The organism is Streptomyces sp. NPDC006923 (assembly GCF_040635655.1).
Lineage (GTDB): Bacteria > Actinomycetota > Actinomycetes > Streptomycetales > Streptomycetaceae > Streptomyces.
Genome location: NZ_JBEYIF010000005.1, coordinates 162435 through 187358 on the forward strand (window position 1 = coordinate 162435; position 24924 = coordinate 187358).

20 protein-coding genes and 1 riboswitch are annotated in these 24924 nt (G+C 69.3%); of the genes, 10 read left to right on the forward strand and 10 right to left on the reverse strand.

Going from position 1 to position 24924, the window contains the following annotated elements; genetic code table 11:
* The first annotated feature begins 335 nt into the window (after positions 1–335).
* The 3 genes from ABZ707_RS11845 to ABZ707_RS11855 all read left to right on the forward strand — a co-directional run bounded on the left by ABZ707_RS11845 (position 336) and on the right by ABZ707_RS11855 (position 3237).
* Positions 336–1109 carry a DUF4190 domain-containing protein gene (locus ABZ707_RS11845; RefSeq protein WP_360171736.1) on the forward strand — a complete coding sequence of 258 codons (774 nt, stop codon included), beginning with the start codon at positions 336–338 and terminating at the stop codon, positions 1107–1109.
* Positions 1110–1292: 183 nt separating this feature from the next.
* On the forward strand, positions 1293–2189 hold the full coding sequence (locus ABZ707_RS11850; RefSeq protein WP_360171739.1) for an LLM class flavin-dependent oxidoreductase: 897 nt from the start codon (positions 1293–1295) through the stop codon (positions 2187–2189).
* 193 nt (positions 2190–2382) lie between these two features.
* Positions 2383–3237 carry a Cof-type HAD-IIB family hydrolase gene (locus tag ABZ707_RS11855; protein WP_360171742.1) on the forward strand — a complete coding sequence of 285 codons (855 nt, stop codon included), beginning with the start codon at positions 2383–2385 and terminating at the stop codon, positions 3235–3237.
* 21 nt (positions 3238–3258) lie between these two features.
* Here ABZ707_RS11855 and ABZ707_RS11860 read toward each other — a convergent pair whose 3' ends face one another.
* From ABZ707_RS11860 to hisC, 5 genes are all read right to left on the reverse strand, one after another.
* Positions 3259–4965: a GAF domain-containing protein gene (locus ABZ707_RS11860; protein ID WP_360171745.1), complete on the reverse strand. Its 1707-nt coding sequence runs from the start codon at positions 4963–4965 to the stop codon at positions 3259–3261.
* A gap of 20 nt (positions 4966–4985) precedes the next feature.
* The gene (cydD, locus tag ABZ707_RS11865) at positions 4986–8513 is read right to left on the reverse strand and encodes a thiol reductant ABC exporter subunit CydD (protein ID WP_360171748.1); all 3528 of its coding nucleotides are present in this window, start codon (positions 8511–8513) and stop codon (positions 4986–4988) included.
* 48 nt (positions 8514–8561) lie between these two features.
* Entirely contained in the window at positions 8562–9560 is a 999-nt protein-coding gene (gene cydB, locus ABZ707_RS11870) for a cytochrome d ubiquinol oxidase subunit II (RefSeq protein ID WP_360171751.1), read from the reverse strand.
* Positions 9561–9574: 14 nt separating this feature from the next.
* On the reverse strand, positions 9575–11083 hold the full coding sequence (locus ABZ707_RS11875; RefSeq protein WP_360171754.1) for a cytochrome ubiquinol oxidase subunit I: 1509 nt from the start codon (positions 11081–11083) through the stop codon (positions 9575–9577).
* A 273-nt stretch (positions 11084–11356) separates the two neighbouring features.
* Positions 11357–12436 (reverse strand): histidinol-phosphate transaminase, encoded by a 1080-nt coding sequence (gene hisC, locus ABZ707_RS11880; RefSeq protein WP_360171757.1) that lies wholly within the window; start codon positions 12434–12436, stop codon positions 11357–11359.
* Between the two features lie 403 nt (positions 12437–12839).
* Between hisC and ABZ707_RS11885 the strand changes: the two genes are divergently transcribed.
* The 3 genes from ABZ707_RS11885 to ABZ707_RS11895 all read left to right on the forward strand — a co-directional run bounded on the left by ABZ707_RS11885 (position 12840) and on the right by ABZ707_RS11895 (position 16287).
* Entirely contained in the window at positions 12840–13952 is a 1113-nt protein-coding gene (locus tag ABZ707_RS11885) for a LacI family DNA-binding transcriptional regulator (RefSeq protein WP_360171760.1), read from the forward strand.
* A 264-nt stretch (positions 13953–14216) separates the two neighbouring features.
* Positions 14217–15314 carry a metallophosphoesterase gene (locus tag ABZ707_RS11890; protein ID WP_360171763.1) on the forward strand — a complete coding sequence of 366 codons (1098 nt, stop codon included), beginning with the start codon at positions 14217–14219 and terminating at the stop codon, positions 15312–15314.
* Positions 15315–15459: 145 nt separating this feature from the next.
* Positions 15460–16287, forward strand: coding sequence for a hypothetical protein (locus ABZ707_RS11895; protein ID WP_360171766.1), 828 nt, complete (start codon positions 15460–15462; stop codon positions 16285–16287).
* A 158-nt stretch (positions 16288–16445) separates the two neighbouring features.
* Here the strand turns inward: ABZ707_RS11895 and thiC are convergent, their stop codons facing one another.
* Positions 16446–18233, reverse strand: a complete 1788-nt coding sequence (gene thiC / locus ABZ707_RS11900) for a phosphomethylpyrimidine synthase ThiC (RefSeq protein WP_360171769.1) — start codon at positions 18231–18233, stop codon at positions 16446–16448.
* A riboswitch (TPP riboswitch) is annotated at positions 18226–18371 on the reverse strand. Its footprint overlaps the gene before it by 8 nt.
* Before the next feature lie 70 nt (positions 18372–18441).
* Between thiC and ABZ707_RS11905 the strand changes: the two genes are divergently transcribed.
* A complete protein-coding gene (locus tag ABZ707_RS11905; RefSeq protein ID WP_360171772.1) occupies positions 18442–19797 on the forward strand; it encodes a YibE/F family protein in 1356 nt (451 codons plus the stop codon).
* A 58-nt stretch (positions 19798–19855) separates the two neighbouring features.
* Here ABZ707_RS11905 and ABZ707_RS11910 read toward each other — a convergent pair whose 3' ends face one another.
* The 4 genes from ABZ707_RS11910 to ABZ707_RS11925 form a co-directional block, all read right to left on the reverse strand.
* Positions 19856–20290 carry an SsgA family sporulation/cell division regulator gene (locus ABZ707_RS11910; RefSeq protein WP_360171775.1) on the reverse strand — a complete coding sequence of 145 codons (435 nt, stop codon included), beginning with the start codon at positions 20288–20290 and terminating at the stop codon, positions 19856–19858.
* A gap of 98 nt (positions 20291–20388) precedes the next feature.
* Positions 20389–21159 carry a helix-turn-helix domain-containing protein gene (locus ABZ707_RS11915; RefSeq protein WP_360171778.1) on the reverse strand — a complete coding sequence of 257 codons (771 nt, stop codon included), beginning with the start codon at positions 21157–21159 and terminating at the stop codon, positions 20389–20391.
* Between the two features lie 282 nt (positions 21160–21441).
* Positions 21442–21660: a DUF5326 family protein gene (locus tag ABZ707_RS11920; RefSeq protein ID WP_360171781.1), complete on the reverse strand. Its 219-nt coding sequence runs from the start codon at positions 21658–21660 to the stop codon at positions 21442–21444.
* A 172-nt stretch (positions 21661–21832) separates the two neighbouring features.
* Positions 21833–22150 (reverse strand): cupin domain-containing protein, encoded by a 318-nt coding sequence (locus ABZ707_RS11925; RefSeq protein ID WP_319681760.1) that lies wholly within the window; start codon positions 22148–22150, stop codon positions 21833–21835.
* Positions 22151–22165: 15 nt separating this feature from the next.
* Here ABZ707_RS11925 and ABZ707_RS11930 point away from each other — a divergent pair, with 15 nt between their 5' ends.
* The 3 genes from ABZ707_RS11930 to ABZ707_RS11940 all read left to right on the forward strand — a co-directional run bounded on the left by ABZ707_RS11930 (position 22166) and on the right by ABZ707_RS11940 (position 24909).
* Positions 22166–22546 carry a phage holin family protein gene (locus ABZ707_RS11930; RefSeq protein ID WP_360171784.1) on the forward strand — a complete coding sequence of 127 codons (381 nt, stop codon included), beginning with the start codon at positions 22166–22168 and terminating at the stop codon, positions 22544–22546.
* A 123-nt stretch (positions 22547–22669) separates the two neighbouring features.
* Entirely contained in the window at positions 22670–23791 is a 1122-nt protein-coding gene (locus tag ABZ707_RS11935) for a cystathionine gamma-lyase (RefSeq protein WP_360171787.1), read from the forward strand.
* A 224-nt stretch (positions 23792–24015) separates the two neighbouring features.
* Positions 24016–24909: a LysR family transcriptional regulator gene (locus tag ABZ707_RS11940; RefSeq protein ID WP_360171790.1), complete on the forward strand. Its 894-nt coding sequence runs from the start codon at positions 24016–24018 to the stop codon at positions 24907–24909.
* The last annotated feature ends 15 nt before the right edge of the window (positions 24910–24924 follow it).

Consider the following 24924-nt stretch of genomic DNA (forward strand, 5'->3'; position numbering starts at 1 on the left):
GACGGGCCGTGGTTCGGAGCGGTCCCGACCCTGACCATGGCGGCCACCGCACCGAGCGGATCCGTCTCGGCGCCCTGGTGGCCTCAGTCAAGCCTGCTCGCCCGTCACGCGCTGACCCGTGGCTTTTCGTGGCCGGCGTCGGCCCGACCATGGAAGCCTGACCGCGGTCCGGCGGGCGCGACGCGTTCAGATTCAGTAGTGTCATCGACTCTTCATTCGACCTGCCCGGAGGACTCCACGTGACCATGCCCGCTCCGCCCGAAGGCCAGGATCCTGTGAACCAGGAGCCGCCGGTCCAGGATCCGTGGCGCCCCGGGCCGTCGGGACCGGCAGCCTTGAACTGGCCGGTGTACCCGGTGCCGGTGCCGCAGGCACGGAACGCGATGGGTGTCACGGCCCTGGTGCTCGGCATAGTCGGTGTGCTCCTGAGCCTGGTCATCATTCTCTTCTGGATGTCCTGGTTGCCGTCCTTGCTGGCCGTGGTCTTCGGCTTCATCGGACTGAGCCACGCGCGCAAGGGGCTGGCGACCAACAGGGCGATGTCACTGGCCGGTGTGATCTTGGGTGCGGTCGGTCTGCTGATCGCGGTCGGCGGCGGGGTGTTTGCCGTAATGACGGTGAAGAAGGTCACCGAAGACACTCGGGCGAGGATCGACAAGGTGAAGGCGTCCGAGGCTGCGGAGGACAAGAAGGCGAAGGAGGAGGAGAAGGCCAGACACCTGTCATTCGGTGAGACGTACACCTACGAGAACGGCCTGAGGGTCACCGTGGCCAAGCCGCAGCCGTTCACGCCGAGCGACCCCGTATTCGGTCACGCGACGGGGAACAAGGCGGTCCAGGTGACGGTCACCGTCTTCAACAGTGGCAAGGAGCGGATCCCGGTCGAGACGGGGCTGCCCAACGTCACCGACGCGAACGGGGCCTCCACGGAGTTGGTGATCGACGGAAGCGGACGCCAGAAGGTCATCACCGGCTATGTCCTGCCCGGCAAGGAAGCCGTCGGCAAGTACGCCTTCTCGCTGCCTCCCGACGCGGCCGACAAGATCGAGGTCGAGTTCAGCCCCGACGCGATGGTGTGGCCGGATGCCTACTGGTCCGGTCCCAACTGATCCGGGTCTGCCATCCGCACCTCTGGGGCGCCCGGCCGCACGCCGAGGCTGTCCGATGCCGCCCACCTGTCGGCCGTGTCCGACCGGCACGGCCGCGAATGTCGCGGCCGGTGGGATTGCGGCCGGTGTTCGATCCGCCGCCTGCGCGGGGAGGCCCGAAGGCCGGACCGTAAGGTCGTCATCATGCAACTGAGTACGGTGATCCTGCCGGTCCGCCCTTGGCACAACGGCGGAAAAGACCAGTGGACGAGGGCCGAAGAGCTGGGGTTCCACGGCGCGTACACATACGACCACCTGTCGTGGCGGAGCTTCCGGGACAAGCCCTGGTTCGGAGCGGTGCCCACGTTGACCGCCGCCGCGACGGTGACGGAGCGTATCCGTCTCGGCACCCTGGTGACCTCGCCGAACTTCCGCCATCCCGTGACACTGGCCAAGGACCTGATCACGCTGGACGACGTGTCCGGCGGACGGATCACCCTGGGCATCGGGGCCGGCGGCAACGGCTTCGACGCGACGGCCCTGGGACAGGAGCCGTGGACCCCCCGGGAGCGGGCCGACCACTTCGCGGAATTCGTGCCCCTGCTGGACCGGCTGCTGACGGAACCCTCGCTGACCCGGCAGGGCACCCATTACTCCGCTGTGGAAGCACGCAACATCCCGGGCTGCGTACAGCGTCCCCGTATTCCGTTCGCGGTGGCCGCGACCGGCCCGCGCGGGCTGAAGCTGGCCGCGGCGCACGGGCAGGCCTGGGTGACCACGGGCGACCCGAAGCTGTTCGAGACGGGCACCCCCGAGCAGTCGCGGGACGCCGTCCGGGATCAGATCGACCGGCTGGGCGCCGCCTGCGCGGAGATCGGCCGGGACCCGGGTGAACTGGACAAGGTCTTCCTCACCGGCTTCACACCGGACCGCGGCCGCCCCATGGAATCCCTCGACGCCTTCGTGGACTTCGCCGGCAGGCACTTCGCGCTCGGCATCACCGAGATCGTGATCCATTCCCCGATCCCGGACTCGGACTTCGCGGCCGACCAGAAGGTGTTCGAGCAGATCGCCACCGATGCGCTCACCCAGTTGACCTGATCAGCCGCCCCGAATCCGCCGCGCCCGCGCGGCAGGTCCCCGGAGGCGCGGCGGATCACGCACCGGCCCCGCCTCCGCTCCGTCGACCGCCGCCACCGGGCCCCCGCGTCCCACCGCCGCGCACCGGCAGTGGCCAGACAACTCCTCTCAGATGTGCGCCCCTCCGCACGCCCGTGCGTATCCGTACGTGAGAATGGGCGACGTGAACGCGCCTCAGGACTTCCCGCTGCCCGCCAGGCCCCGGCTCATCGCCACCGACCTGGACGGCACCCTGCTGCACGACGACAAGTCCGTGTCGGACCGTACGGTCGCCGCGCTCGCCGCCGCGGAGAAGGCCGGGATCGACGTGTTCTTCGTCACCGGGCGTCCGGCCCGCTGGATGGATGTCGTCAGCGACCATGTCCACGGCCATGGCCTGGCCATCTGCGCCAACGGAGCCGCGGTCGTCGATCTGCACGACGACGCGAGGCTGCTGCGGGTCCGCCCGGTGGACCGCGCGACGGCCCTGGAGGTCGTACGGGGCCTGCGGGACGCCGCCCCGGGGACGACCTTCGCGGTCGAGCTGACCACCGGCATCCACCGCGAGCCGGCGTACCCGCCCTTCCACCAGGACGCCGGGGCGACCGTCGCCAGCGCCGAGAAGCTCCTCCACGAGCCGGACCCCGGCTCCGCCGCGCCCGTGCTGAAACTCCTCGCCCATCACACCGACCTGACGCCCGACGGCTTCCTCACGCTGGCCCGTACGGCGGTGGGCGACCGCGCGTCCGTCACCCGCTCCAGCCCGACCGCGCTCCTGGAGATCAGCGGCCTGGGAGTGAGCAAGGCGAGCACGCTGGCGCTGTGCTGCGCCGAGCGCGGTATCTCGTCCGACGAGGTCGTCGCCTTCGGGGACATGCCGAACGACCTGGAGATGCTGTCCTGGGCAGGGACCTCGTACGCGATGGGCAACGCCCACCCGGACGTGCTCGCCTCCGCCTCCGGACACACCCTCACCAACAACGAGGACGGCGTCGCGGTCGTCATCGAGCGGATCCTGGCGGGCGCGTAGGCTCCGGCACGGTTCCGCCGGTCAGAGCGGGGCCTGCCAGATCACCGTGGTGCCGCCCCTGCTCGTGCCCAGTCCCGGCCCGCAGGTGCTGGATCCGCCGAGTGACTCCGCCCGTCGTCGCAGGTTGCGCAGTCCGCTGCGGCGCCCGCCGTGCGGGATGCCCACGCCGTCGTCGGCGACCGACAGCCGGACCGCGACCCTGCCGTCCGAAAGCCTGACGGTCGCGTCGACCACGACTTCGATACGGGTGGCGTGCGCGTGCCGGAAGGCGTTCGAAAGCGCCTCGCGGAGCGCGGCGATGAGATTCCTTCCGGCGAGTTCACCGACGCCGGAGTCGACCGGCCCCACAAAGCGGTGAGAGGGAGTGAATCCCAGCGGCACCGCGGCCATATTGATCTCCCGCAGGACGCGGGTGCGCAATCCGGCCGGCGCCTCGGCCGGTCCCTGGTGCAGCGCGAAGATGGCGGTGCGGATCTCCTGAATCGTCTTGTCCAGTTCGCCGACCGCCTTGTCGATGCCCCGATGCACCTCGGCCTCGACAGGTCCGCGCTGGGCGCTCTCCAGCATCATCCCGGTGGCGAACAGCCGCTGGATCACCAGGTCGTGAAGGTCGCGGGCGATCCGGTCCCGGTCCTCCAGGACTGCCAGCCGCTCCCGGTCGCGCTGGGCCTCGGCCATCATCAGCGCCAGCGCGGCCTGTGCGGCGAACTGCGTCGCCAGAGTGCGTTCCGTCGTACTGAAGCGGCGTCCGCCCGGCATGCGAGGCGTCGCGAGCACTCCGAGCACCCGGCCGTCGGTCCGCAGCGGCAGCAGCATGCACGGGCCGAAACTCAGGGCCAGATCCGTGATCACACGCGGATCGGTGGCACCGTCGTCCACGAAGACGGATTCGCCGGCGAGCAGGGACACCACGGCGGGGCTCTCCGCCGGGATGACCGTCCCCAGTTTGATGGCCGGATGATCGGCGGAGGCGGCCACGATCTCCAGACCGCGATCCGCCGTGCACAGCAGCACCACGCCGACGACCGAGTCCGCCAGTCTGCGGGCATGCTCGGCGACGACCGCCAGGGCGCCGCCGGCGTCGCCACCGGAGAGTAGCGCGGTGGTGACCGCGACCGAACCGTCGATCCACCGCTCGCGCTGCCGGGCCGCCTCGTAGAGACGGGCGTTGCCGATGACGATGCCCGCCTCGGTGGCGAGCACGCGCGCCATGTGCAGGTCGTAGTCGTCGAATTCGCGTCCGTTCGCCTTCTCGGACAGGTAGAGGTTGCCGAAGATCTCGTCATGGACGCGGATGGGGACGCCGAGGAACGTCCTCATCACCGGATGGCCCGGCGGAAATCCGACGGCACGCGGATCGGCCGAGACATCGGCCAGCCGGAGCGGGCCGGGATGGTGGAGCAGGGCGCCGAGCAGACCGCTGTGCCCGTCGGGCTGACGGCCGATGCGCCGGGCCGTTTCCTCGTCGACCCCGTAGGTCACCAGCTCGGAGAGGCCCTCGCCCGCCTCGTCGACAACACCGATCGCGGCGTACCGGGCGTCCCCGAGGCCCGCCGCGGTCTCGCAGATCCGCTCCAGGGTGGCGTGCAGTTCCCGGCCCGCTCCGGCGGAGCGCATGGCCTCCAGCAGTTGAGGTACCTGCGAGGTGTGGTCGGTGGACAGCCCGCGAGCGCCGCGGGCCGGGCGGGCGCCGGGCTCGAAGGAATCCGGAGGCTCGGACACATTCATGGTATCGAGACTAATAAGCCCTATTTGATAGGGAAAGTCGGCTGCTGGGCGTCAAGGAGATCACCGGCGCGTTCCCGTTCCAGCATCCGCCGCAGCGGCCCCTCACCGGCGACCAGGTCGTCATAGGGTCCGCGCTGCACGGCACAGCCCTGCTCCAGCACGATCACCTCGTCGACCGCGTCCAGTCCCCGGAGCCGGTGGGTGATCAGCAGCGTCGTCCTTCCCTCTGTCGCCTCCAGCAGATCGGCGGTCAGGGCGTCCGCCGTCGCCAGGTCCAGGTGCTCGGCCGGTTCGTCCAGGACCAGCACGGGGAAGTCCGCGAGCAGCGCGCGGGCCAGCGCCAGCCGCTGCCGCTGCCCGCCGGAGAGCTGGGCGCCGTGCTCCCCGACGAGCGTGTCGAGTCCGGCGGGCAGCGCGTCGACCCAGTCGAGCAGCCGGGCCCGGCCCAGGGCGTCACGCAGTTCGTCCTCGGTCGCGTCCGTACGGGCGAGCCGGAGGTTCTCCCGTACGGAACTGTCGAAGAGGTGCGCGTCCTGGGCGCACAGCCCGACGAAGCGCCGGACGGTGTCCCCGTCCAGCCCTGCCGTGTCCGTCCCGCCGAGGCGGCAGGTGCCCTCTCGCGCGTCGAGGAAGCGCAGCAGGACCTGGGCGAGTGTGGTCTTGCCCGAGCCGGAGGGACCGACGACAGCGACCCGTTTCCCGGCGGTCAGCGTCAGATCGAAGCCGCTGAGCGCGTCCTGCCGCTGCCCGGCGTACCGGGCGGACAGCCGCCGCACCTCCAGCGGGAAGGGCGACATGGGAGCGGCGGCCGGCCGGTCCGGTTCCTGTACGGGGACGGGGGCGTCGAGCACCTCGTACACCCGCTCCGCGCTGCGCCTGGCCCGCTGCCGGTACCGCACGGCGAGGGGCAGGCCCGTGACCGCTTCGAACGCGGCGAGCGGAGTGAGCACAACAACGGCCAGCTCGATGCCCGCGAGCCGGCCGTCATGGACGGCCCTCACCCCTACGACCGCGGCGGCGGCCACCGTCAGGCCGCAGACGAGCGCGGAGAGGCCGCTGCCGAGCGCGTTGGCGGTGGCGCCCCGCGAGGCGATGGACGTCAGTGCCGCGTCGGCCTCGCGCGTCCGGCGCAGCCGGTCCTTCAGCGCGCCGGCGACGGTCAGTTCCGCGGTGCCCCTGAGCAGATCGGCCACCAGACTCGCCAGTACTCCGCGCGCCGGGGCCAGTTGCCGCTCCGCCCGGCGGGCGCAGGCGCCGCTCACCAGCGGTGCGCCCACTCCCGCTGCGAGCAGTCCGGCGGCCAGCACGGCCCCCGCCTCCGGCAGCAGCCACCCGGTGAATCCGACGGCGCCCGCTCCCACGAGTACGGCGGTGCCGACGGGAAGCAGCCAGCGCAGCCAGTAGTCCTGGAGTTCGTCCACATCGGCCACCAGCCGGGACAGCAGGTCTCCGCGCCTGGTCTCGCGCAGCCCGGCGGGCGCGATGCGCTCCAGCCGCCGGTATACGGAGACCCTGAGGGCAGCGAGCATTCTGAGCACCGCGTCGTGCGACACGATGCGCTCGGCGTACCGGAAGACGGCCCGGCCGATGCCGAAGGCGCGGGTCGCCGTCACAGCGACCATCAGATAGAGCACGGGCGGCTGCTCGGACGCGCGCGAGATGAGCCAGCCGGACACCGCCATGAGGCCGACGGCGGAGCCGAGCGCGCAGCTTCCGAGCACCAGCGCCAGCCCGAACCGGCCGCGCAGCGTCCCGGCCGCCGCGCGAACCCGCGCGAGGGGATCCCGGGGCGGCGCCGACGGGGCCGGGCCTGCGGACGCGGCCGGGTCGTCGCCGGGGACGGACTGCCGCGCGGTCCCGGACGGCCCGACCGGGACGGTCAGCCCCCGCGTTCGGTCCTTCCGCTCGCGGGGCTCTCGTTCCGGCAGCGCGATCACCCGGTCCGCCACCCCGAGCAGCGCCGGCCGGTGGACGACCAGCACCACGGTGCGGCCCGCCGAGAGCCGCCGTACGGCGTCGACGATGCCCGCCTCGGTCTCCCCGTCGAGCGCCGCGGTGGGTTCGTCCAGCAGCAGCAACGGCCGGTCCGCCAGGAAGGCCCGTGCCAGGGCGAGCCGTTGGCGCTGCCCCGCCGAGAGACCCGCGCCGTCTTCGCCGAGCGCGGTGTCCATGCCCCGGGGGAGCGCCGTCACGAAGTCATGCGCCCCCGCGTCCCCCAGTGCCTGCCGTACCGCCGCGTCGTCCGCGTCAGGCCGGGCCAGGCGTATGTTCTCCGCGATCGTCCCCGCGAAGAGATACGGCTGCTGCGGGACCCAGGCGATCCGGTCCCGCCAGCGGTGCAGGTCGAGGGAGGACAGATCCCGGCTGTCGACCCGCACCCGGCCCTCGTCGGGTACGGCGAACCCGAGCAGCACATTGAGCAGGGTGGATTTCCCGGCCCCGCTGGGGCCGACGAGAGCGACCGTCTCCCCCGGCTCGACCGTCAGGGTGGCGGCTTCCAGCGACGGTTCCGCACGCCCGTCGTGGCGGACCGTCACACCGTCCAGTTCCAGGCGCGGGGCGCCCGGCACCTCGCCCGTACCGTTCGCCGGCGGCTCGGTCTCCAGGACGGTGAAGATCTCCTCCGCGGCGGAAAGCCCCTCGGCCGCCGCGTGGTACTGCGCGCCCACCTGCCGGAGCGGCAGATATGCCTCGGGCGCGAGGACCAGCACGACCAGCCCGGTGTAGAGGTCGAGATCTCCATGGACGAGGCGCATCCCGATGCCCACGGCGACCAGCGCCACCGACAGCGTCGAGAGCAGTTCCAGCGCGAAGGACGACAGAAAGGCGATCCGCAAGGTGCGCAGGGTCGCCCTCCGGTACTCCGAGGTGATCTCGCGTATCGACTCGGCCTGCGCCTTGGCCCGTCCGAAGACCTTGAGTGTCGGCAGCCCGGCCACCACATCCAGGAAGTGGCCCGACAGCCGTGACAGCAGCCGCCACTGACGGTCCATCCGTGACTGGGTCGCCCAGCCGATGAGCGCCATGAACACCGGAATCAGCGGCAGCGTCAGCACGATGACCGCTGCCGAGACCCAGTCCTCGGTGACGATCCGCGCCAGGACGGCCACCGGCACCACGATCGCCAGGCCCAGTTGCGGCAGATAGCGCGCGAAGTAGTCGTCCAGGGCGTCGACCCCTCGGGTGGCCAGCGTGACGAGCGAACCGGTGCGCTGTCCGCTCAGCCACCGAGGACCCAGTTCGGCCGCCCGTGCCAGCAGCCGCCCGCGCAGTTCGGACTTGACCGCGGCGCTCGCGCGGTGGGCGGCCAGCTCGGTCAGCCAGGAGACCAGACCGCGCCCGACGGCGACCGCGCCCAGCAGGAGCAGGGGAGTGCGCAGCTCGGAGCCGTCGAGCCCGCGCTGGAAGGCGCCCACCACCACGTCGGCGATCAGCATGGCCTGAGCGATCACCAGCCCCGCGCCGGCCAGGCCGAGAACCACCACGGCCACCAGGAAAAAACGTGTGGCCCGGGCGTAGTGGAGCAGACGCGGGTCGATTGGTTTCACGTGAAACACCCACTCCTTGTCCTGCGTCCCACCGGACGCGCACAGCGGTTACGCGTCGGCGATGTGCTGGGTACCGATCCGCTTGCGGAACACCCAGTACGTCCAGCCCTGGTAGAGCAGCACGAGGGGGGTCGCGATACCCGCGCACCACGTCATGATCTTCAGGGTGTACGGGGTCGACGAGGCGTTGGTGACCGTGAGGTTCCATTGCTCGTTCAGCGAGGACGGCATGACATTCGGGAAGAGCGTCAGGAAGAGCATGGCCACCGCGGCCACGATCGTCACCCCGGAGAGGGCGAACGACCAGCCTTCCCGGCCCGCCGCCACGGCGCCGATCGCACCGGCCAGCGCGGCCACCGCGACGATCATCGCGACCAGGCTCTTGGCGTCCCCGTGGTCCGCCTGGGTCCACAGCAGGAAGCCGAGCGCCAGTACAGCGGTGACCACTCCCAGGGTGAGCGCCAGCTTCCTGGCCCGTACCCGGATGTCCCCCACCGTCTTGAGCGCGGCGAACACGGTGCCGTGGAAGGTGAAGAGGGCCAGGGTCACCAGCCCGCCCAGGATGGCGTAGGGGTTGAGCAGGTCCCCGAGATCGCCGACGTACTCCATCCGCGCGTCGATCTTCACGCCCCGCACAATATTGCCGAAGGCGACGCCCCAGAGCACGGCCGGCAGCAGGGAGGTCCAGAAGATGGCGTGTTCCCAGTTGCGCTGCCAGTTCTCCTCGGGCCGCTTGGCCCGGTATTCGAAGGCGACACCGCGCACGATCAGGCAGACCAGGATGAGCAGCAGCGGCAGATAGAAGCCGGAGAAGAGAGTGGCGTACCACTCCGGGAAGGCGGCGAAGGTCGCCCCGCCCGCGGTCAGCAGCCAGACCTCGTTGCCGTCCCAGACCGGTCCGATGGTGTTGATGAGGACGCGCCGTTCCTTGCGGTCGCGGGCGAGCAGTTTGGTGAGGATTCCGATGCCGAAGTCGAATCCCTCAAGGAAGAAGTAGCCGGTCCACAGGACGGCGATCAGGACGAACCAGACGTCATGGAGTTCCATAGCTCCTCAAGTCCTCAGTACGAGAAGGCCATCGGCCGGTCGGCGTCCGTCTGGTCGCCGCCGATCTTTGTGGGCGGATTGAGGTCGGCGTCCGTGAGTTCGGGCGGGCCGGCCTTGACGTACTTCACCAGCAGCTTGACCTCGATGACCGCGAGGACCGCGTAGAGCAGGGTGAAGATGATCATCGAGGTGAGCACCTCCGCCTGGGAGACCTCGGGGGAGACCGCGTCGGCCGTGCGCAGCACTCCATACACGACCCATGGCTGGCGTCCGGTCTCGGTGAAGATCCAGCCCCACGAATTGGCTATCAGCGGGAAGAGCAGCGTCCAGAGGGCCGTGATCCAGTACCACCGGGCGAACTTCGGGCTGAGCGCCTTGCTTCTGAAGAGCACCAGACGCGGTACCTCGTCCTCGCCCGTCCGCAGCGCGGGTGGCAGCAGGAACTTCCTGCGGGTGAGCCAGAGCCCGAGCAGACCGATGGCGAAGGACGTCATGCCGAAGCCGATCATCCAGCGGAAGCCCCAGTAGGCGACGGGGATATTGGGGCGGTAGTCGCCGGGGCCGAATTTCTGCTGCTCGGACTTGTTGACGTCGTTGATGCCGGGGACATGAGAGCTGAAGTCGTCGTTGGCGAGGAAGGACAGCAGCCCGGGGATCTCGATGGCGACGCTGTTGTGGCCCTTCTCGACATCTCCGTAGGCGAACACGGAGAACGGCGCGGGCGCCTCGCCGTCCCACAGCGCTTCCGCCGCGGCCATCTTCATCGGCTGCTGCTTGAACATGACCTTGCCCAGGAAGTCACCGCTGACGGCGGTGAGCAGTCCCGCGATCACCACGGTGACCAGGCCCAGCCGCAGCGAGGTGCGCATCACCGGGATGTGCTTCTTGCGGGCCAGATGGAAGGCCGCTATCCCGACCATGAAGGCCCCGCCGACGAGAAAGGCGGCGGTCAGGGTGTGGAAGAACTGGGTCAGTGCGGTGTTCTGGGTGAGCACCGCCCAGAAGTCGGTGAGTTCGGCCCGTCCGGCCTTCTCGTTGATCCGGAAACCGACCGGGTGCTGCATCCAGGAGTTGGCCGCCAGGATGAAGTAGGCGGAGAGGAGCGTGCCGATCGAGACCATCCATATGCAGGCCAGATGGATCTTTTTCGGCAGCTTGTCCCAGCCGAAGATCCACAGGCCGATGAAGGTGGATTCGAAGAAGAAGGCGATCAGCGCCTCGAAGGCGAGCGGGGCGCCGAAGATGTCGCCGACGAATCGTGAGTAGTCGGACCAGTTCATTCCGAACTGGAACTCCTGCACGATGCCGGTGACGACACCCATGGCGATATTGATCAAGAAGAGCTTGCCCCAGAACTTCGTGGCCTTGAGGTACTTGGGATTCTCTGTACGGACCCACGCGGTCTGCAGCCCCGCGGTCAGCGCGGCGAGCGAGATCGTCAGCGGGACGAAGAGGAAGTGGTAGACGGTGGTGATGCCGAACTGCCAGCGCGCCAGGGTCTCCGGCGCCAGAGCGAGGTCCACGTCATCTCTCCTTACGTCGCCGTGTCCACAGCCGGTTCACCCCTTTCATCCCGGACGAAGCGCCAGAAATCAGGGTGAGCTTGTGAACGCGTTCACATTCACAAGCATTATGTCGCACCCCTTTCCGGATCTTTGTGCGGGGGGGGTGCCTCAGGACACGCCCCCGGCCGTCCGGCGCCCGGGGGCTCCGCACGGGAGGACCGGCGAGACGCCGAAGGGCGGCCTCGACGAGACCGCCCCTGATCACACCGCCCCGGCTCGGCCCCGGCCGGGCTACAGCTCCTTACGGAACGCCTCGGCGGCCCCCAGGAAGATGTCATTGGCCTCGGGCTCACCGATCGTGACCCGCACGCCCTCGTTCACAAAGGGCCGTACCACCACGCCGGCCGCCTCGCAGGCCGCCGCGAAGTCGAGCGTGCGCTCCCCGAGCCGGAGCCAGACGAAGTTGGCCTGGGTCTCGGGCACGGTCCAGCCCTGGCCGGACAGGGCCTCATGGACCCGCTGCCGCTCCGTCACGAGCGCGCCGACCCGCTCCAGCAACGCGTCCTCGGCGTGCAGCGAGGCGACCGCCGCCTCCTGGGCGATATGGCTCACACCGAAGGGCACCGCGGTCTTGCGCAGGGCCTCCGCCACCGGCTCGCGCGCGATCGCGAAACCGACTCGCAGACCGGCCAGCCCGTACGCCTTGGAGAAGGTACGCAGCACGGCGACATTCGGGCGGTCGCGGTAGATGTCGACCCCGTCCGGCACCTCGGCGTCGCGGTTGAACTCGCGGTACGCCTCGTCCAGCACCACCAGCACATCGTCGGGCACCCGGTCGAGGAACCGTTCCAGCTCGGCCCGGCGCACCACCGTCCCGGTCGGGTTGTTGGGGTTGCAGACGAAGATCAGCCGGGTCCGGTCGGTGATCGCCCCGGCCATGGCGTCCAGATCGTGCGCCTCGGCCGGGGTCAGCGGCACTCTGACGGACGCCGCGCCCGAGATCTGGGTGATGATCGGATACGCCTCGAAGGACCGCCAGGCGTAGATGACCTCGCCACCGGGGCCAGCCGTGGCCTGCAGCAACTGCTGGGCGACCCCCACCGACCCGGTGCCGGTGGCCAGGTGCGACGCCGGCACCCCGAAGCGTTCGGCCAGTTCGTTGATCAGGCCGGTGCAGGCCAGGTCCGGATAGCGGTTGAACACCCCGGCGGCCGAGATCGCCTGCTCCATCACTCCGGGCAGCGGCGGATACGGGTTCTCGTTGGAGGACAGCTTGTACGCGACAGGACCGCCGGACGCCGCCGGCTTGCCCGGCTTGTACATGGGGATGCCGTTCAGTTCGGCGCGCAGCTTGGGGCTCGTATCACTCACCGCAGGTCCTCCTCGGCCGTTCACGGGTCCATGCAACCTCAATACTCCTCACCCTATGAGGATTCGCGGCCCCTGCGAATGGCCTGTGCCGAGGATTGAGCGACGCCGTGGAAGAGACCCGGGGAAAGTGCGGCGCCGAGCCAGGAGGCGCTCGCCATCTTGAGGGGCGCCGGTGGCGCGCGCCGTGGCGCGCGTCCCTCGTAGAGGTGAGTTGAGACCTCTTCGAAACATGGACCTATCGACAGGTCCACACCCCTCGACGCATGGCAGAACATAGCTACACCCCGCAACCTTGCCGAATTCCAAGGTCGCCCAGTGCTTTGGATCATGCAGAAACGTGCCTGCTACCAGGTGAATGTGTGACCGTCCCAACCGTCCGCCCGAGCCCTACTATCGGCTCGCCATGACAGCAGCAGGGAAACACCAGGTGAGCCGGACGGACACAACGCGCCGGGGAAGCCGGCAAGGTCGAGCGGGCATCCGGGACGTTGCCGCCGCCGCCGGTGTCTCCATCACGACTGTCTCGGACGCGCTCAACGGCAAGGGGCGGTTACCCGACGCCACCCGACGCCATGTCCGAGAAGTCGCGGAGCGCCTCGGCTACCGGCCGTCCGCGGCGGCCCGAACCCTCCGTACCGGCAAATCGGGGCTCATCGGCCTCACCGTGACGACGTACGGGGATGAACCTTTCACCTTCACCGAGTTCGCCTACTTCGCCGAGATGGCCAGGGCCGCGACCTCCGCCGCGCTCGCCCGCGGCTACGCCCTCGTCATCCTCCCCGCCACCTCCCGCCATGACGTCTGGTCGAATGTCGCACTCGACGGAACCGTCGTCATCGACCCGTCCGACCACGACCCCGTCGTCACCGAACTCGTCCGCCAGGGACTGCCCGTCGTCTCCGACGGCCGGCCCGCCGGCACCCTTCCCGTCACCGCCTGGGTCGACAACGACCACGAGGCGGCCGTCCTCGACCTGCTCGACCACCTCGCCGCCGCCGGAGCCCGCCGGATCGGCCTGCTCACCGGCACCACCACGGACACCTACACCCGGCTCTCCACCACCGCGTATCTGCGCTGGTGCGAACGCGTCGGCCAGGACCCGGTCTACGAGTCCTACCCCGCCCACGACCCGTGCGCCGGGGCTGTCGCCGCCGACCGGCTCCTGGCCCGTCCCGACCGCCCCGACGCCGTCTACGGGCTCTTCGACCCCAATGGCACCGATCTGCTCGCCGCCGCCCGGCGGTACGGACTGCGCGTACCCGAGGACCTGCTGCTGGTCTGCTGCAGCGAGTCCACCGTCTACGCCGCCACCGAACCGCCCATCACGACGCTGTCGCTCAAACCGCGCCGTATCGGCACCGCCGTCGTCCAGCTCCTCATCGACGCCATCGAGGGCATCGAGACCGACCGGCCGGTCGAACAGGTGATACCGACCGAACTGATCGTCCGGACCTCCTCCCAACGGCGCCCGCCACGCACCACGGTCAGCGCCCCCAGGTCCCCCGCGATCGACTGAGCGGCGCCCGGGGGAGTCACACTCCTCCCCCGGGCGCCCCACCGAAGGCCAGACCTTTCTCATTTCGGGCGATCGGCGCCAAAACAGCCGGTGAACCACAAGTGCAATCGGATTCACCACCCCTGGTGCGTCACACAGGAGGAGCGGCGTTCCTATGATGGGCGCACGACACCACAGACCTTCCCCTGCCTCCGATGGGCTCAGCCCCATCCGATCAGGCGGGCCTGAGAGGTGTACGGCGGCGCGACGGTGGTGGAGGGGTCGATGACACAGGGGGCCGGCCAGGGATCCGCGGTGCGGACGGCGACGTTGCGCGACTTCCGCGTCCCGCCGTACGCACAGGTTCCCGTGCAGTCCGGGCAGCCCGAGCAGTCCGTCCCGGCGTCCGGCAGCCTCACCGGGCATCCCGGCAACGCCATCCCGGACGACGAACTGCCGGAGGGTTACACACCCACCGAACGCGATCTCCCGGTGATCAACCGCGGGGACACCGTCCAGGTGCGTGTCGCCGCCGAGGCGGCCGGGTCCGGCAGCCTCGGGCCCCTCTATGTCGTCGGTGACGTCCACGGCTATCTCGACGAACTCCTCGACTCCCTCGCCGAACAGGGCCTCGTCGACCCCGAGGGCCACTGGGCCGCGGGCACCGCCCGCCTCTGGTTCCTGGGCGACTTCACCGATCGCGGCCCCGACGGCATCGGCGTCATCGATCTCGTCATGCGGCTCTCCGCGGAGGCCGCCGCGGCCGGCGGCTACTGCAAGGCCCTGATGGGCAATCACGAACTCCTGTTCATCGGCGCCAAGCGGTTCGGCGACACACCCGTCAACTCCGGCGCGGGCACCGCCACTTTCCAGGCGGCCTGGCTGCTCAACGGCGGCCAGAGAGCCGACATGGAGCGCCTGCAGGACGTCCATCTGCAGTGGATGTCCCGGCTCGACGCGGTGGTCGAGGAGGACGGACACCTCTTCATGCACTCCGACACCACCGCCTATCTGGACTACGGGTCCACCATCGAGGACGTCAACGACACCGTCCATCAGATCCTCACCCGCAACGACGCCGACGAATGCTGGGATCTGTTCCGCAAGCTCACCAAACGCTTCGCGTTCCGTGACGAGGGCGGCCCACAAGCCGTCCAGGAACTGCTTTCCCAGTACGGCGGAGAGCGCGTCGTCCACGGCCACAGCCCCATTCCCTATCTGCTCGGCGAAGTCGGCGCCGAGGACGCCCCGGACGGCGAAGAGGACAGGGGACCGGTGGTGGAAGGGCCCCACGTCTACGCCGACGGACTTGCCATCGCGATGGACGGTGGAGTGACCATGGCGGGAAAACTGCTGGTGGTCCAGCTTCCCCTGCACAACTGAAAACGCGCGGCGGGTGATTTCCGCAAACCCCCTGTCACCGCACGCCAAAACAGCTCTACCATCGGCGTATCCGTAGCAGGCTCTCCTCCGCTTTCGCCAACTGCCCGCTACACGTGGGCCGACCGGCCCTACGGAGCATCGGGGGATGCACATGAAAAGCGCTCCGCACCTGCTGAGCGAGGATCGCGTCGATTTCGAGCGGATCCTCGACGACGCGCTGCGCCACGCACACGACCGCCCGGATCTCGCCGCGGTCGGAAAGCGGCTCAACACCGAGCAGTTGCGCACCATGGCCCTGAACGCCACGGCACTGATAACCACGGCCGCCGCAGCCGAGTACGAGCACTACACCGGGGTGCGCGAGGAGTCCCGCTCGCCCGCCTCGCCGGACTCGGTCCGCGGTTCCGTACTCGACCCCGCCGAGGGCGGCGCGACCGTCTCCGGTGCGGGGCTGACGGCCGTCATCACCGTCCTGGTCCCGGTCCTCGGAGGTACCGCCGCGGCGATCTTCCTGCTCGTCGGCTATCTCCTCAAAGCACTCAGCCCGCCGCCCGCCTTCGCCGACACCCTGCTCGCCGTCGGCTGGTTCTTCGCCGCCGTCACCGCGATCGGCATCCTGGCGGCCGCGGTGGGTCTGCTGATCACAGCCGTGCGCAACGGTGCCACCCAGCTCCCGGCGGAGGATTCGGACGGCGAGCTGCCGGACGAGGTGGCCCGCGCGCGGGAAGCCTGGCGACACGCCCTGCTGGAACGCGGCGTTCTGCCGTTTCTGCGGGCCGCCCTGGCCGATCCGAGCGCCGACCCCGCCGTACCGGGGCCGCCCCGCACAGTGCGCCACCTTCCCAGGATGGGCTACAGCCGGCCCGATTTCAGCAGTCCGGACAAAGGCTCCACCGCGGGCCAGCGCCCGTCCTTCACCAGCCCGGACTTCACCAGCCCCGATTTCGGCGGCCCGGAGCACAAGCCGGAGTAGCGGCTCCCGGCTCGCGGCCGCCGCTGACCACGGCCGGTCCAAGAGCCGCGTACCCACCGGCCCGCCGACGATCCGGTGCCGCCGGCTCGCCACGACTTCGTGTCTCCGGCCCGCTGTGGCGCGGGCCGGAGACACCGTGGTCCCGGAGGGGGCAGGCCCTACTCCGCCAGCGGCAGATACACGCGGTTGCCGGCCGCGGCGAACTCCTTGGACTTCTCCGCCATACCGGCCTCGATCTCGGCGGTCTCCATGTCACCGCCGTGCCGGGCCCTGATGTCCTGCGAGATCTTCATCGAGCAGAACTTGGGGCCACACATCGAGCAGAAGTGCGCGGTCTTCGCCGGTTCGGCCGGGAGGGTTTCGTCATGGAACTCCCTGGCCGTGTCCGGGTCGAGAGCCAGATTGAACTGGTCCTCCCAGCGGAACTCGAAGCGCGCGTCGGAGAGGGCGTCGTCCCAGTCCTGCGCGCCCGGGTGGCCCTTGGCCAGGTCCGCCGCATGCGCCGCGATCTTGTAGGTGATGACGCCCGTCTTGACGTCGTCACGGTCGGGCAGCCCGAGGTGCTCCTTGGGGGTCACGTAGCAGAGCATCGCCGTGCCCCACCAGGCGATCATCGCGGCACCGATGCCGGAGGTGATGTGGTCGTACGCCGGCGCCACATCGGTCGTCAGCGGACCGAGCGTGTAGAACGGCGCCTCCTCGCAGATCTCCTGCTGGAGGTCGATGTTCTCCTTGATCTTGTGCATCGGGACATGGCCCGGGCCTTCGATCATCGTCTGTACGCCCAGCCGCTTGGCGACCGAGTTCAGCTCGCCCAGCGTGCGCAGCTCGGCGAACTGCGCCTCGTCGTTGGCATCGGCGATGGAGCCGGGCCGCAGCCCGTCACCGAGGGAGTACGTCACGTCGTACGACGCGAGGATCTCGCACAGCTCCTCGAAGTTCTCGTACAGGAACGACTCCTTGTGGTGCGCCAGGCACCAGGCAGCCATGATCGAGCCGCCGCGGGAGACGATGCCCGTCTTGCGGCGGGCCGTCAGCGGCACATACCGCAGCAGTACACCGGCGTGGACCGTCATGTAGTCGACGCCCTGCTCGGCCTGCTCGATGACCGTGTCCTTGTAGATGTCCCAGGTCAGCTCCTCGGCCCTGCCGTCGACCTTTTCGAGCGCCTGGTAGAGCGGCACCGTCCCGATGGGGACGGGGGAATTGCGCAGCACCCACTCACGCGTGGTGTGGATATTGCGGCCGGTGGAGAGGTCCATGACCGTGTCGGCGCCCCAGCGGGTCGCCCAGGTCATCTTGTCCACCTCCTCCTCGATGGAGGAGGTGACCGCAGAGTTGCCGATATTGGCGTTGACCTTCACCAGGAACCGCTTGCCGATGATCATCGGCTCGATCTCCGGGTGATTGACATTGGCGGGCAGGACGGCGCGGCCCGCGGCGATCTCCTCGCGGACGACCTCCGGCGGCACATTCTCCCGGATCGCGACGTACTCCATCTCCGGGGTGATGTCCCCGCGGCGGGCATAGGCGAGCTGTGTCACCGGCTGCCCGTTCCGTGCCCGGCGCGGCTGACGGGGCCTGCCGGGGAAGACGGCGTCGAGGTTGCGCAGCCCTCCGCGCGGTGAGGTGTGCTTGAGCCCGTCGTCCTCGGGGCGAGCGGGACGGCCCGCGTACTCCTCGGTGTCCCCGCGCTCGATGATCCAGTTTTCCCGCAGTGGGACGAGACCGCGGCGTACATCGGTCTCGACGGTGGGATCGGTGTACGGCCCCGAGGTGTCGTACAGCGTCACGTCCTTGCCATTGGTGAGGTGCACCTGGCGGACCGGCACCTGGATGTCCGGGCGCGAGCCCCGGACATATCCCTTGTGCCAGCCGATGGACCTTTCGGCCCCGCTCGGATTCCCCGAGTCGGAGGCAGACGTGTGTGCGTCCTGAACGGTCATGAGACCTACTCCCTACGCCGGCATTACCCGGTAACAGGTTCAGCGGTCGGCGCAGCGAAGGTGTCCAGGGGATGTCCCCCGGGACCACACCATCAGCGCCCTCTCAGCCCGGTGCTCCGAGCTCCCGCGTGTGCAAAGGTGCCTCCACGCTAGCGCTCCATCGGGCGCGCTGAACAGAGGGCCTCTTCCTTCTTGCGATGATTCAGGGGTGACCTCACCCCAGCAGACTCGTCAGCCTCATGGCCACTCGCACAGTCATGGGCCCGCAGAACCGGTCTCCCGGCACCTCCGCAAGGTCATCGCGGCGGTCCTGATTCCCTTCGCGGCTGCGGTAGTCGTCGGCCTCGCCGTGCTCTGGCCGGGTGGCGCGCCCTCGCACGAACGCAGCGGTGTCGGCTTCGACCGGCAGACCCAGCAGGGCAGGGTGGTGCAGATCGAGCAGGTCGACTGCAAGGACGTCAACGCCTCCCAGATCCCCGCGTCGACGCCGCCGGGCGATGCGCCCCGGCCGACGGAGACAGGAGACTGCACGAAGGCCGCGATCGAGGTCACGACCGGCAAGGAGAAAGGGCGGACATTTATTGAGATCGTCCAGCCGGACGCGCCCCGGCAGTTTCACGTGAAACAAGGCGTGGTGGTGGCATACGCACCCGACGCGCCCCATGATCTCCAGTACTCCGTGACCGATGTGAACCGCGAGTTCCCCATGGCTCTGCTGGCCGGGATCTTCGCTCTCGCGGTTGTCGTGGTGGGCCGGATGCGAGGGGTGATGGCGCTCGTCGCGCTCGCCGTCTCGTTCGCCGTACTGACGCTGTTCATCCTGCCCGCGATACTGCAGGGCTCGAATCCGCTGGTCGTGGCCGTGGTCGGGGCGAGCGCGATCATGTTGATCGCGCTCTATATGTGCCACGGGCTCACGGCGCGCACCTCGGTCGCCGTCCTGGGCACTCTGATCTCGCTCCTACTGATCGGACTGCTGGGATCGCTCTTCATCGGCTGGGCGAGTCTGACCGGCAACACCGACGACAGCACCGGACTGATCCACGGTCTCTATCCAGGGATCGATATGAGTGGTCTGCTGCTGGCCGGCGTCATCATCGGTTCGCTCGGCGTACTGGACGATGTGACCGTGACGCAGACCTCAGCGGTCTGGGAGCTGCATCAGGCGGATCCGTCGATGGGGCCGCGCGCGCTCTACCGGGCGGCGATCCGGATCGGCCGGGACCACATCGCCTCGGTGGTCAATACGCTTGTACTCGCCTACGCGGGCGCGGCACTGCCTCTTCTGCTGCTGTTCTCGATCGCGCGGTCGGGCGTGGGCACCGTCGCCAACAGCGAGCTGGTGGCGGAGGAGATCGTGCGCACCCTGGTGGGCTCGATCGGCCTGGTCGCGTCGGTGCCGGTGACAACGGCTCTGGCCGCGCTGGTGGTCTCCGCCGACCGGTCCGGGCCTTCCGGGAGCCCGGAGCCCGGGTCCACGGGCTCCGCGTCGGCCCCTTCCCTGCCCGGACAGAGCGCACGCGTGTCCGGAGCCGAGGGCAGGGGCCGGCGCCACAAGAAATAGCAGGTCCGTACGGTGCGCTTCAGGCCGACCGCGTCCCCAACCTCACGGGCCGGTACACCTAGCCGGCGTTCTCCTCGGCGAGGATGCGGCCGAGCGCTTCCTCCAGACTGCCCTCGAAGTCGCCGAGCGTGCGCTCCTGGCCGAGTGGAACCAGTCGGTCGGTCCGGTCGAGGAAGGCCACCAGCGGCGCCGCGCTCACGCGGAAGAGCGCGCGGTCGTCACCGACCTGGAGGCGGATGTGTACGTCGGAGAGGTCCTCGGGCACGGTCGGCGCGATGCGTACGTCACCGTCCCCGCTGGGTGTGTTGATGCCGTCGAGCAGCAATTCGCGGCCGAAGGTCCAGGTGACGGGAGCGTCGCCGGGGAGATGGAAGGTCATGCGCACCGCGTAGGGATCCCCCATCTCGTAATGGAGTTCCACCGGAATCCGGAACGAGAGCTCCTCGGAGACGAGGAAGCTCATCAGGACCTCGGCCTGGACCGACTCGCGCATCGTGCACCCCGGAGTAGATAAAGCGTGGCTGGGAATGATCCATGCGGACCTTGACGCAATAGTCCTGTACGCGCTAGCGGATCACAAGGAGTAATTTTTCAGATACTGATAGAGAAGGCGAACGCGCTCAGCATGCAACCGATCTCCCTGCGTAACCATTCTGCCGCAGGGAGCAGTCTCTGCTGCTGATCGAGTGGTAGAGAAATGGCCACTGTGGCGGCAGTGGTTCCGGCGGTGACCGGAACGGCCGCGCAGAGTGTGCCGAGCGCGTACTCCTGCCGTGCCACGACGGGCTCCATGCGCCCCAGGGAGCCGAGGCGTCTCAGCAGGGCGTTCCGGTCCGGCACGGTGTGGGACGTGAGGGGGCGGACAGGGTGACGGTCCAGATGATCGCGCCGTGACTCGTCGTCGAGCTGACTCAGCAGACACAGCCCGATCGCGTGGGCATGCGCCGTCTCACGGAAGTCGGCCCATTCGTTGACCGCGGGGGCCGAGGGGCTGTCGGCGACGGCGATCAGATCGATCTCGCCCTCGTGGTAGAGCGCGAAGTAGACCGGGGCCCCGATGGTGTCCCGCCAGTGGCCGATCGAATCAGCGATCTTGCTGCGACGATTCTGCAGCGCTCCGCCGTGCCCCAGATTCTCCGCCGCCTCGCCGAGAACAAAGACGCCCCGCTCACGACGGAGATAGCCCTCGTGCGCCAGCGTGCGCAACAGGTGATAGGCAGTGGGAAGCGGCAGACCGGCCTCGCGGGCGAGCTGCTTCGCGGGGGCTCCGTCCGGATGGGAGCCCGCGGACTCCAGCAGTCGCAGCGCTCGCTGCACCGATCCGATCAGGGTAGGGGCTGCGGTTCTTGTTGCTGTGGCCAAAGGTCATCCCCAGGCGTGCTGACGGGCAGGGGCCCGCCCGCGGGGGCCGCCCCCGCGCGCCCGCCGCACCCCTGGGGACCAAGGGACCGAAGGAGCTCTGAGGCGGACCCGAGGAATCCTGAGGCCCCGCCCGGAAAATCGCATTAAACCTGTGGTCAGCGCGAATGCGATCTTCCCGGAGCGCGGCGAGAGCAGTCACTCTAGGGCCAGGCCGGGGCCTGAGTTGGTTTGCCGTTCACCTTTCCCCCGCTCGGGCTAACGGCCGCACTGACTGTCAGCCTCTTACCAGTCGCCGCGGGACGACGAGGACGACATGAACTTCCTCACGACGTAGATCAGTCCCCCCACCAGAGCCACGAAGAGCAGCAGCTTGAAGAGGATGCCGATCACAAACGCGACCACGCTGACGATCAGTCCGCCGAACACGACGATGGCGATCAGGGGCACCGCGATCCACTTCACCCACCACGGCATTCCCGTGAAAATGTCCCGAACCGCCATCGTCGCTACCTCGCTTCACCCGATACGTCAGACATCTGCCCTACTCACCAGATGCTAGAGGCGAGGAGGCGTCCGCGGCGGACTCGCGTCCCCCGCTCTTCCCTGATCCCACCCTGAGACGGACCTGAGGGTCGGGGAGGCAGGGCAGTTCGAGCGGGGGCTGGGATCGCTCTCACCCCTCGGGCGGCGAGAACACGACCATCACCCGCAGATCCTCCGTGATGTGGTGGAACTTGTGCGCGACTCCGGCCGGTACGTAGACGACGCTGCCCCGGCCGACGTGGGTCGTCTCCATCCCCACAGTGATCGACGCACGGCCGCTCACCACGAGGTACACCTCGTCCTGCCGGTGCGGCTGCTGCGGGTCGGTCTCCCCGGCGTCCAGCGCGTACAGCCCCACAGACATGTTGCGTTCCCGCACAAACTGCAGATATGCCCCGTCGTTGGCGGCACGCTCCGCCTCCAGCTCATCCAGTCGGAATGCCTTCATGCCACGATCAGACACATGAAGAATTTCGTAGTCAAGACGATCGCCAACGCCGCTGCGCTGGCAGTCGCGATCTGGCTGATCCAGGACATCGACCTCACCGGTGACAGCACCGGCAAGAAGGCTTTGACCTTGGTGCTCGTCGCCCTCCTCTTCGGCCTGGTGAACTTCGTCGTCAAGCCGATCGTGCAGCTGCTGACGCTGCCGCTGTTCATACTCACCCTGGGCTTGATCACCCTGGTGATCAACGCCCTGATGCTGCTGCTGACCTCGTGGCTCGCGGGCAAGCTGGACCTGAGCTTCCATGTCGAAGGCTTCTGGACCGCGGTCCTCGGTGCTCTGATCATCTCGATCGTGTCGTGGGCGCTGCATGTCGTACTCCCCGACGACAAGGACTGACGGCCCTGTGAGTCCTATGTGTCACACCTGCCAGAACCGCGCCGGCGACATCCGCCGCCGGACGGTGGAGATGGCGAGCCGCGCGCTGCTCGCCACCGTGAGAAACACGATCGTGGAGGCGTCATGACCATCGGGGACGGCACACGGGCCGTACGGGCGGGGCTTCCTGACCCGGTGAAGTACGAACCGACCCTGCCGGGGCCGGTTTTCGCCGCCCACTTCCATCTGCCGGGCGAGCCGACCGGGCCGTACACCTACGGCCGGGACGAGAACCCGACCTGGACCCATCTGGAACGGGCCATCGGCGAGCTGGAGGCGCCGGGGCAGCCGGTGGAGACCATAGCCTTCGCCTCCGGGATGGCCGCGATCTCCGCGGTGCTCTTCTCCCAGCTCCGGGCCGGCGACGCGGTCGTCCTGCCGGACGACGGATATCAGGCCCTGCCACTGCTGCGGGAGCGCCTTGAGGCCTACGGCGTGGCGGTGCGGACCGCGCCGACCGGGGGCGATGCCCAGCTACGGCTCCTCGACGGCGCCCGGCTGCTCTGGATCGAGACACCGTCCAACCCCGGGCTCGACGTCTGCGACATACGGCACGCGGTGAGCGAGGCCCATGCCGCCGGCGCGCTCGTCGCCGTCGACAACACCCTCGCCACCCCGCTCGGCCAGCGTCCGCTGGAACTGGGCGCGGACTTCTCGGTGGCCAGTGACACCAAGGGCATGACAGGCCATGGCGATATCCTGCTCGGCCATGTGACCTGCGCCGATCCCGAACTGGCGGCGGATGTCCGGCGCTGGCGCAAGGTCGTCGGGGCCATCCCCGGGCCGATGGAGGCCTGGCTCGCGCACCGCTCGCTGGCCACTCTCCAGCTACGCGCCGACCGGCAGTGCGCGAGCGCGCTGGAGCTGGCCCGGGCTCTGGAGGGGCGCGACGAGGTGAGCGGGCTGCGCTATCCCGGGCTGCCCAGTGATCCCTCGTACGCCGTCGCCTCGCGGCAGATGCGGCGCTTCGGGTCCGTGGTGTCGTTCGTCCTGCCCGGCCGGGAGTGGGCCGAGCGTTTTCTCGACGGGCTGCTGCTGGTGGACGACGCGACGAGTTTCGGCGGCGTACGGTCCACCGCCGAGCGGCGCGGCCGGTGGGGCGGTGACGCCGTACCGGAGGGCTTCATCCGGTTCTCCGTCGGAGCCGAGGACACCGAGGACCTGATCGCGGACGTGCTGCGCGCCCTGGACGAAGCGGCGTGCTGAGCCCCGGGGCGTTAGGGCGGGTAGTGACAACACACCCCCCGTGCGCCGGACGGTCCGAGCCTCCCCCCTCGTGGCTCGGACCGTCCCAGGTTCCACGCGCGGAGAACCACTCGCCCAAGGCTAGTTGACTCTGCGTCAGTGTCCAATCACAGTAGCGACAGCAAGCTATCGACTTATTTATAGTTGACCGCTCGAAGACGCTGCGGGGACGAGGAGCGCGGGACATGGACCTGGCTCTGCTGCGCACCTTTGTCACCGTGCACCGAGCCGGCTCCTTCACCCGCGCGGCGGCCCTGCTGGGCCTCTCGCAGCCCGCGGTGACCGGCCAGATCCGGACACTGGAACGGCAGCTCGGCCGGCCGCTCTTTCTGCGCCAGGCCCGGGGTGTGACGCCCACGACGATCGGCGACGAACTCGCCCACCGGGCCGCCCCTCATCTCGACGCGCTGATCGAGATCGCCGAGACCGGCCTCGACGAGGAATCCGGTGCCCGCACGCTGCATCTGGCAGGACCGCCGGAGTTCACCTCCCTGCGGGCGCTTCCCGCGCTCGCCCCGCTGACCGCCCAGGGACTGGCGCTGCGCACGTCTTTCTTCGGCAACGCCGAGGAAACCCTGGAGGGGCTGGCTGCCGGACATCATGATCTGGCCATCGCCACGGCCCGGCCACGCGGCGGACTGCTGACCGCCACTCCGCTCTGCGACGAGGAGCACGTACTGGTCGCCGCGCCGCGCTGGGCGGCGCGTCTGGGGCACAACGTGCTGCGCGAGGGGCATGTGGTGCTGGAGCACCTACCGGTGGTGGAGGTGCATGAATCACTGCCGTTTGTCTCCCGCTACTGGGCGGCCGTCTTCGACACCCGGCCCGCCGCCGCGGCGACCGTGATCGCCCCGGATCTGCGCGCCGTCCTGGAGTGCACGGCGGCGGGAGCGGGCCTGGCCGTGCTGCCGCGTTATCTCTGCGAGGCGGCGCTGGAGCGCGGAGAAGTGGTCGCCCTGCTCGATCCGCCGGTGCCGCCGCTGCGGACGTATTTCCTGGTCGTACGCGCCGGGACACTCTCCCTCCCGCCGGTCGCGCGGGCGCACGAGTGGCTGCTGCGCGCTGCGGTGGACTGGTGACGGCGGAGCCGGCGA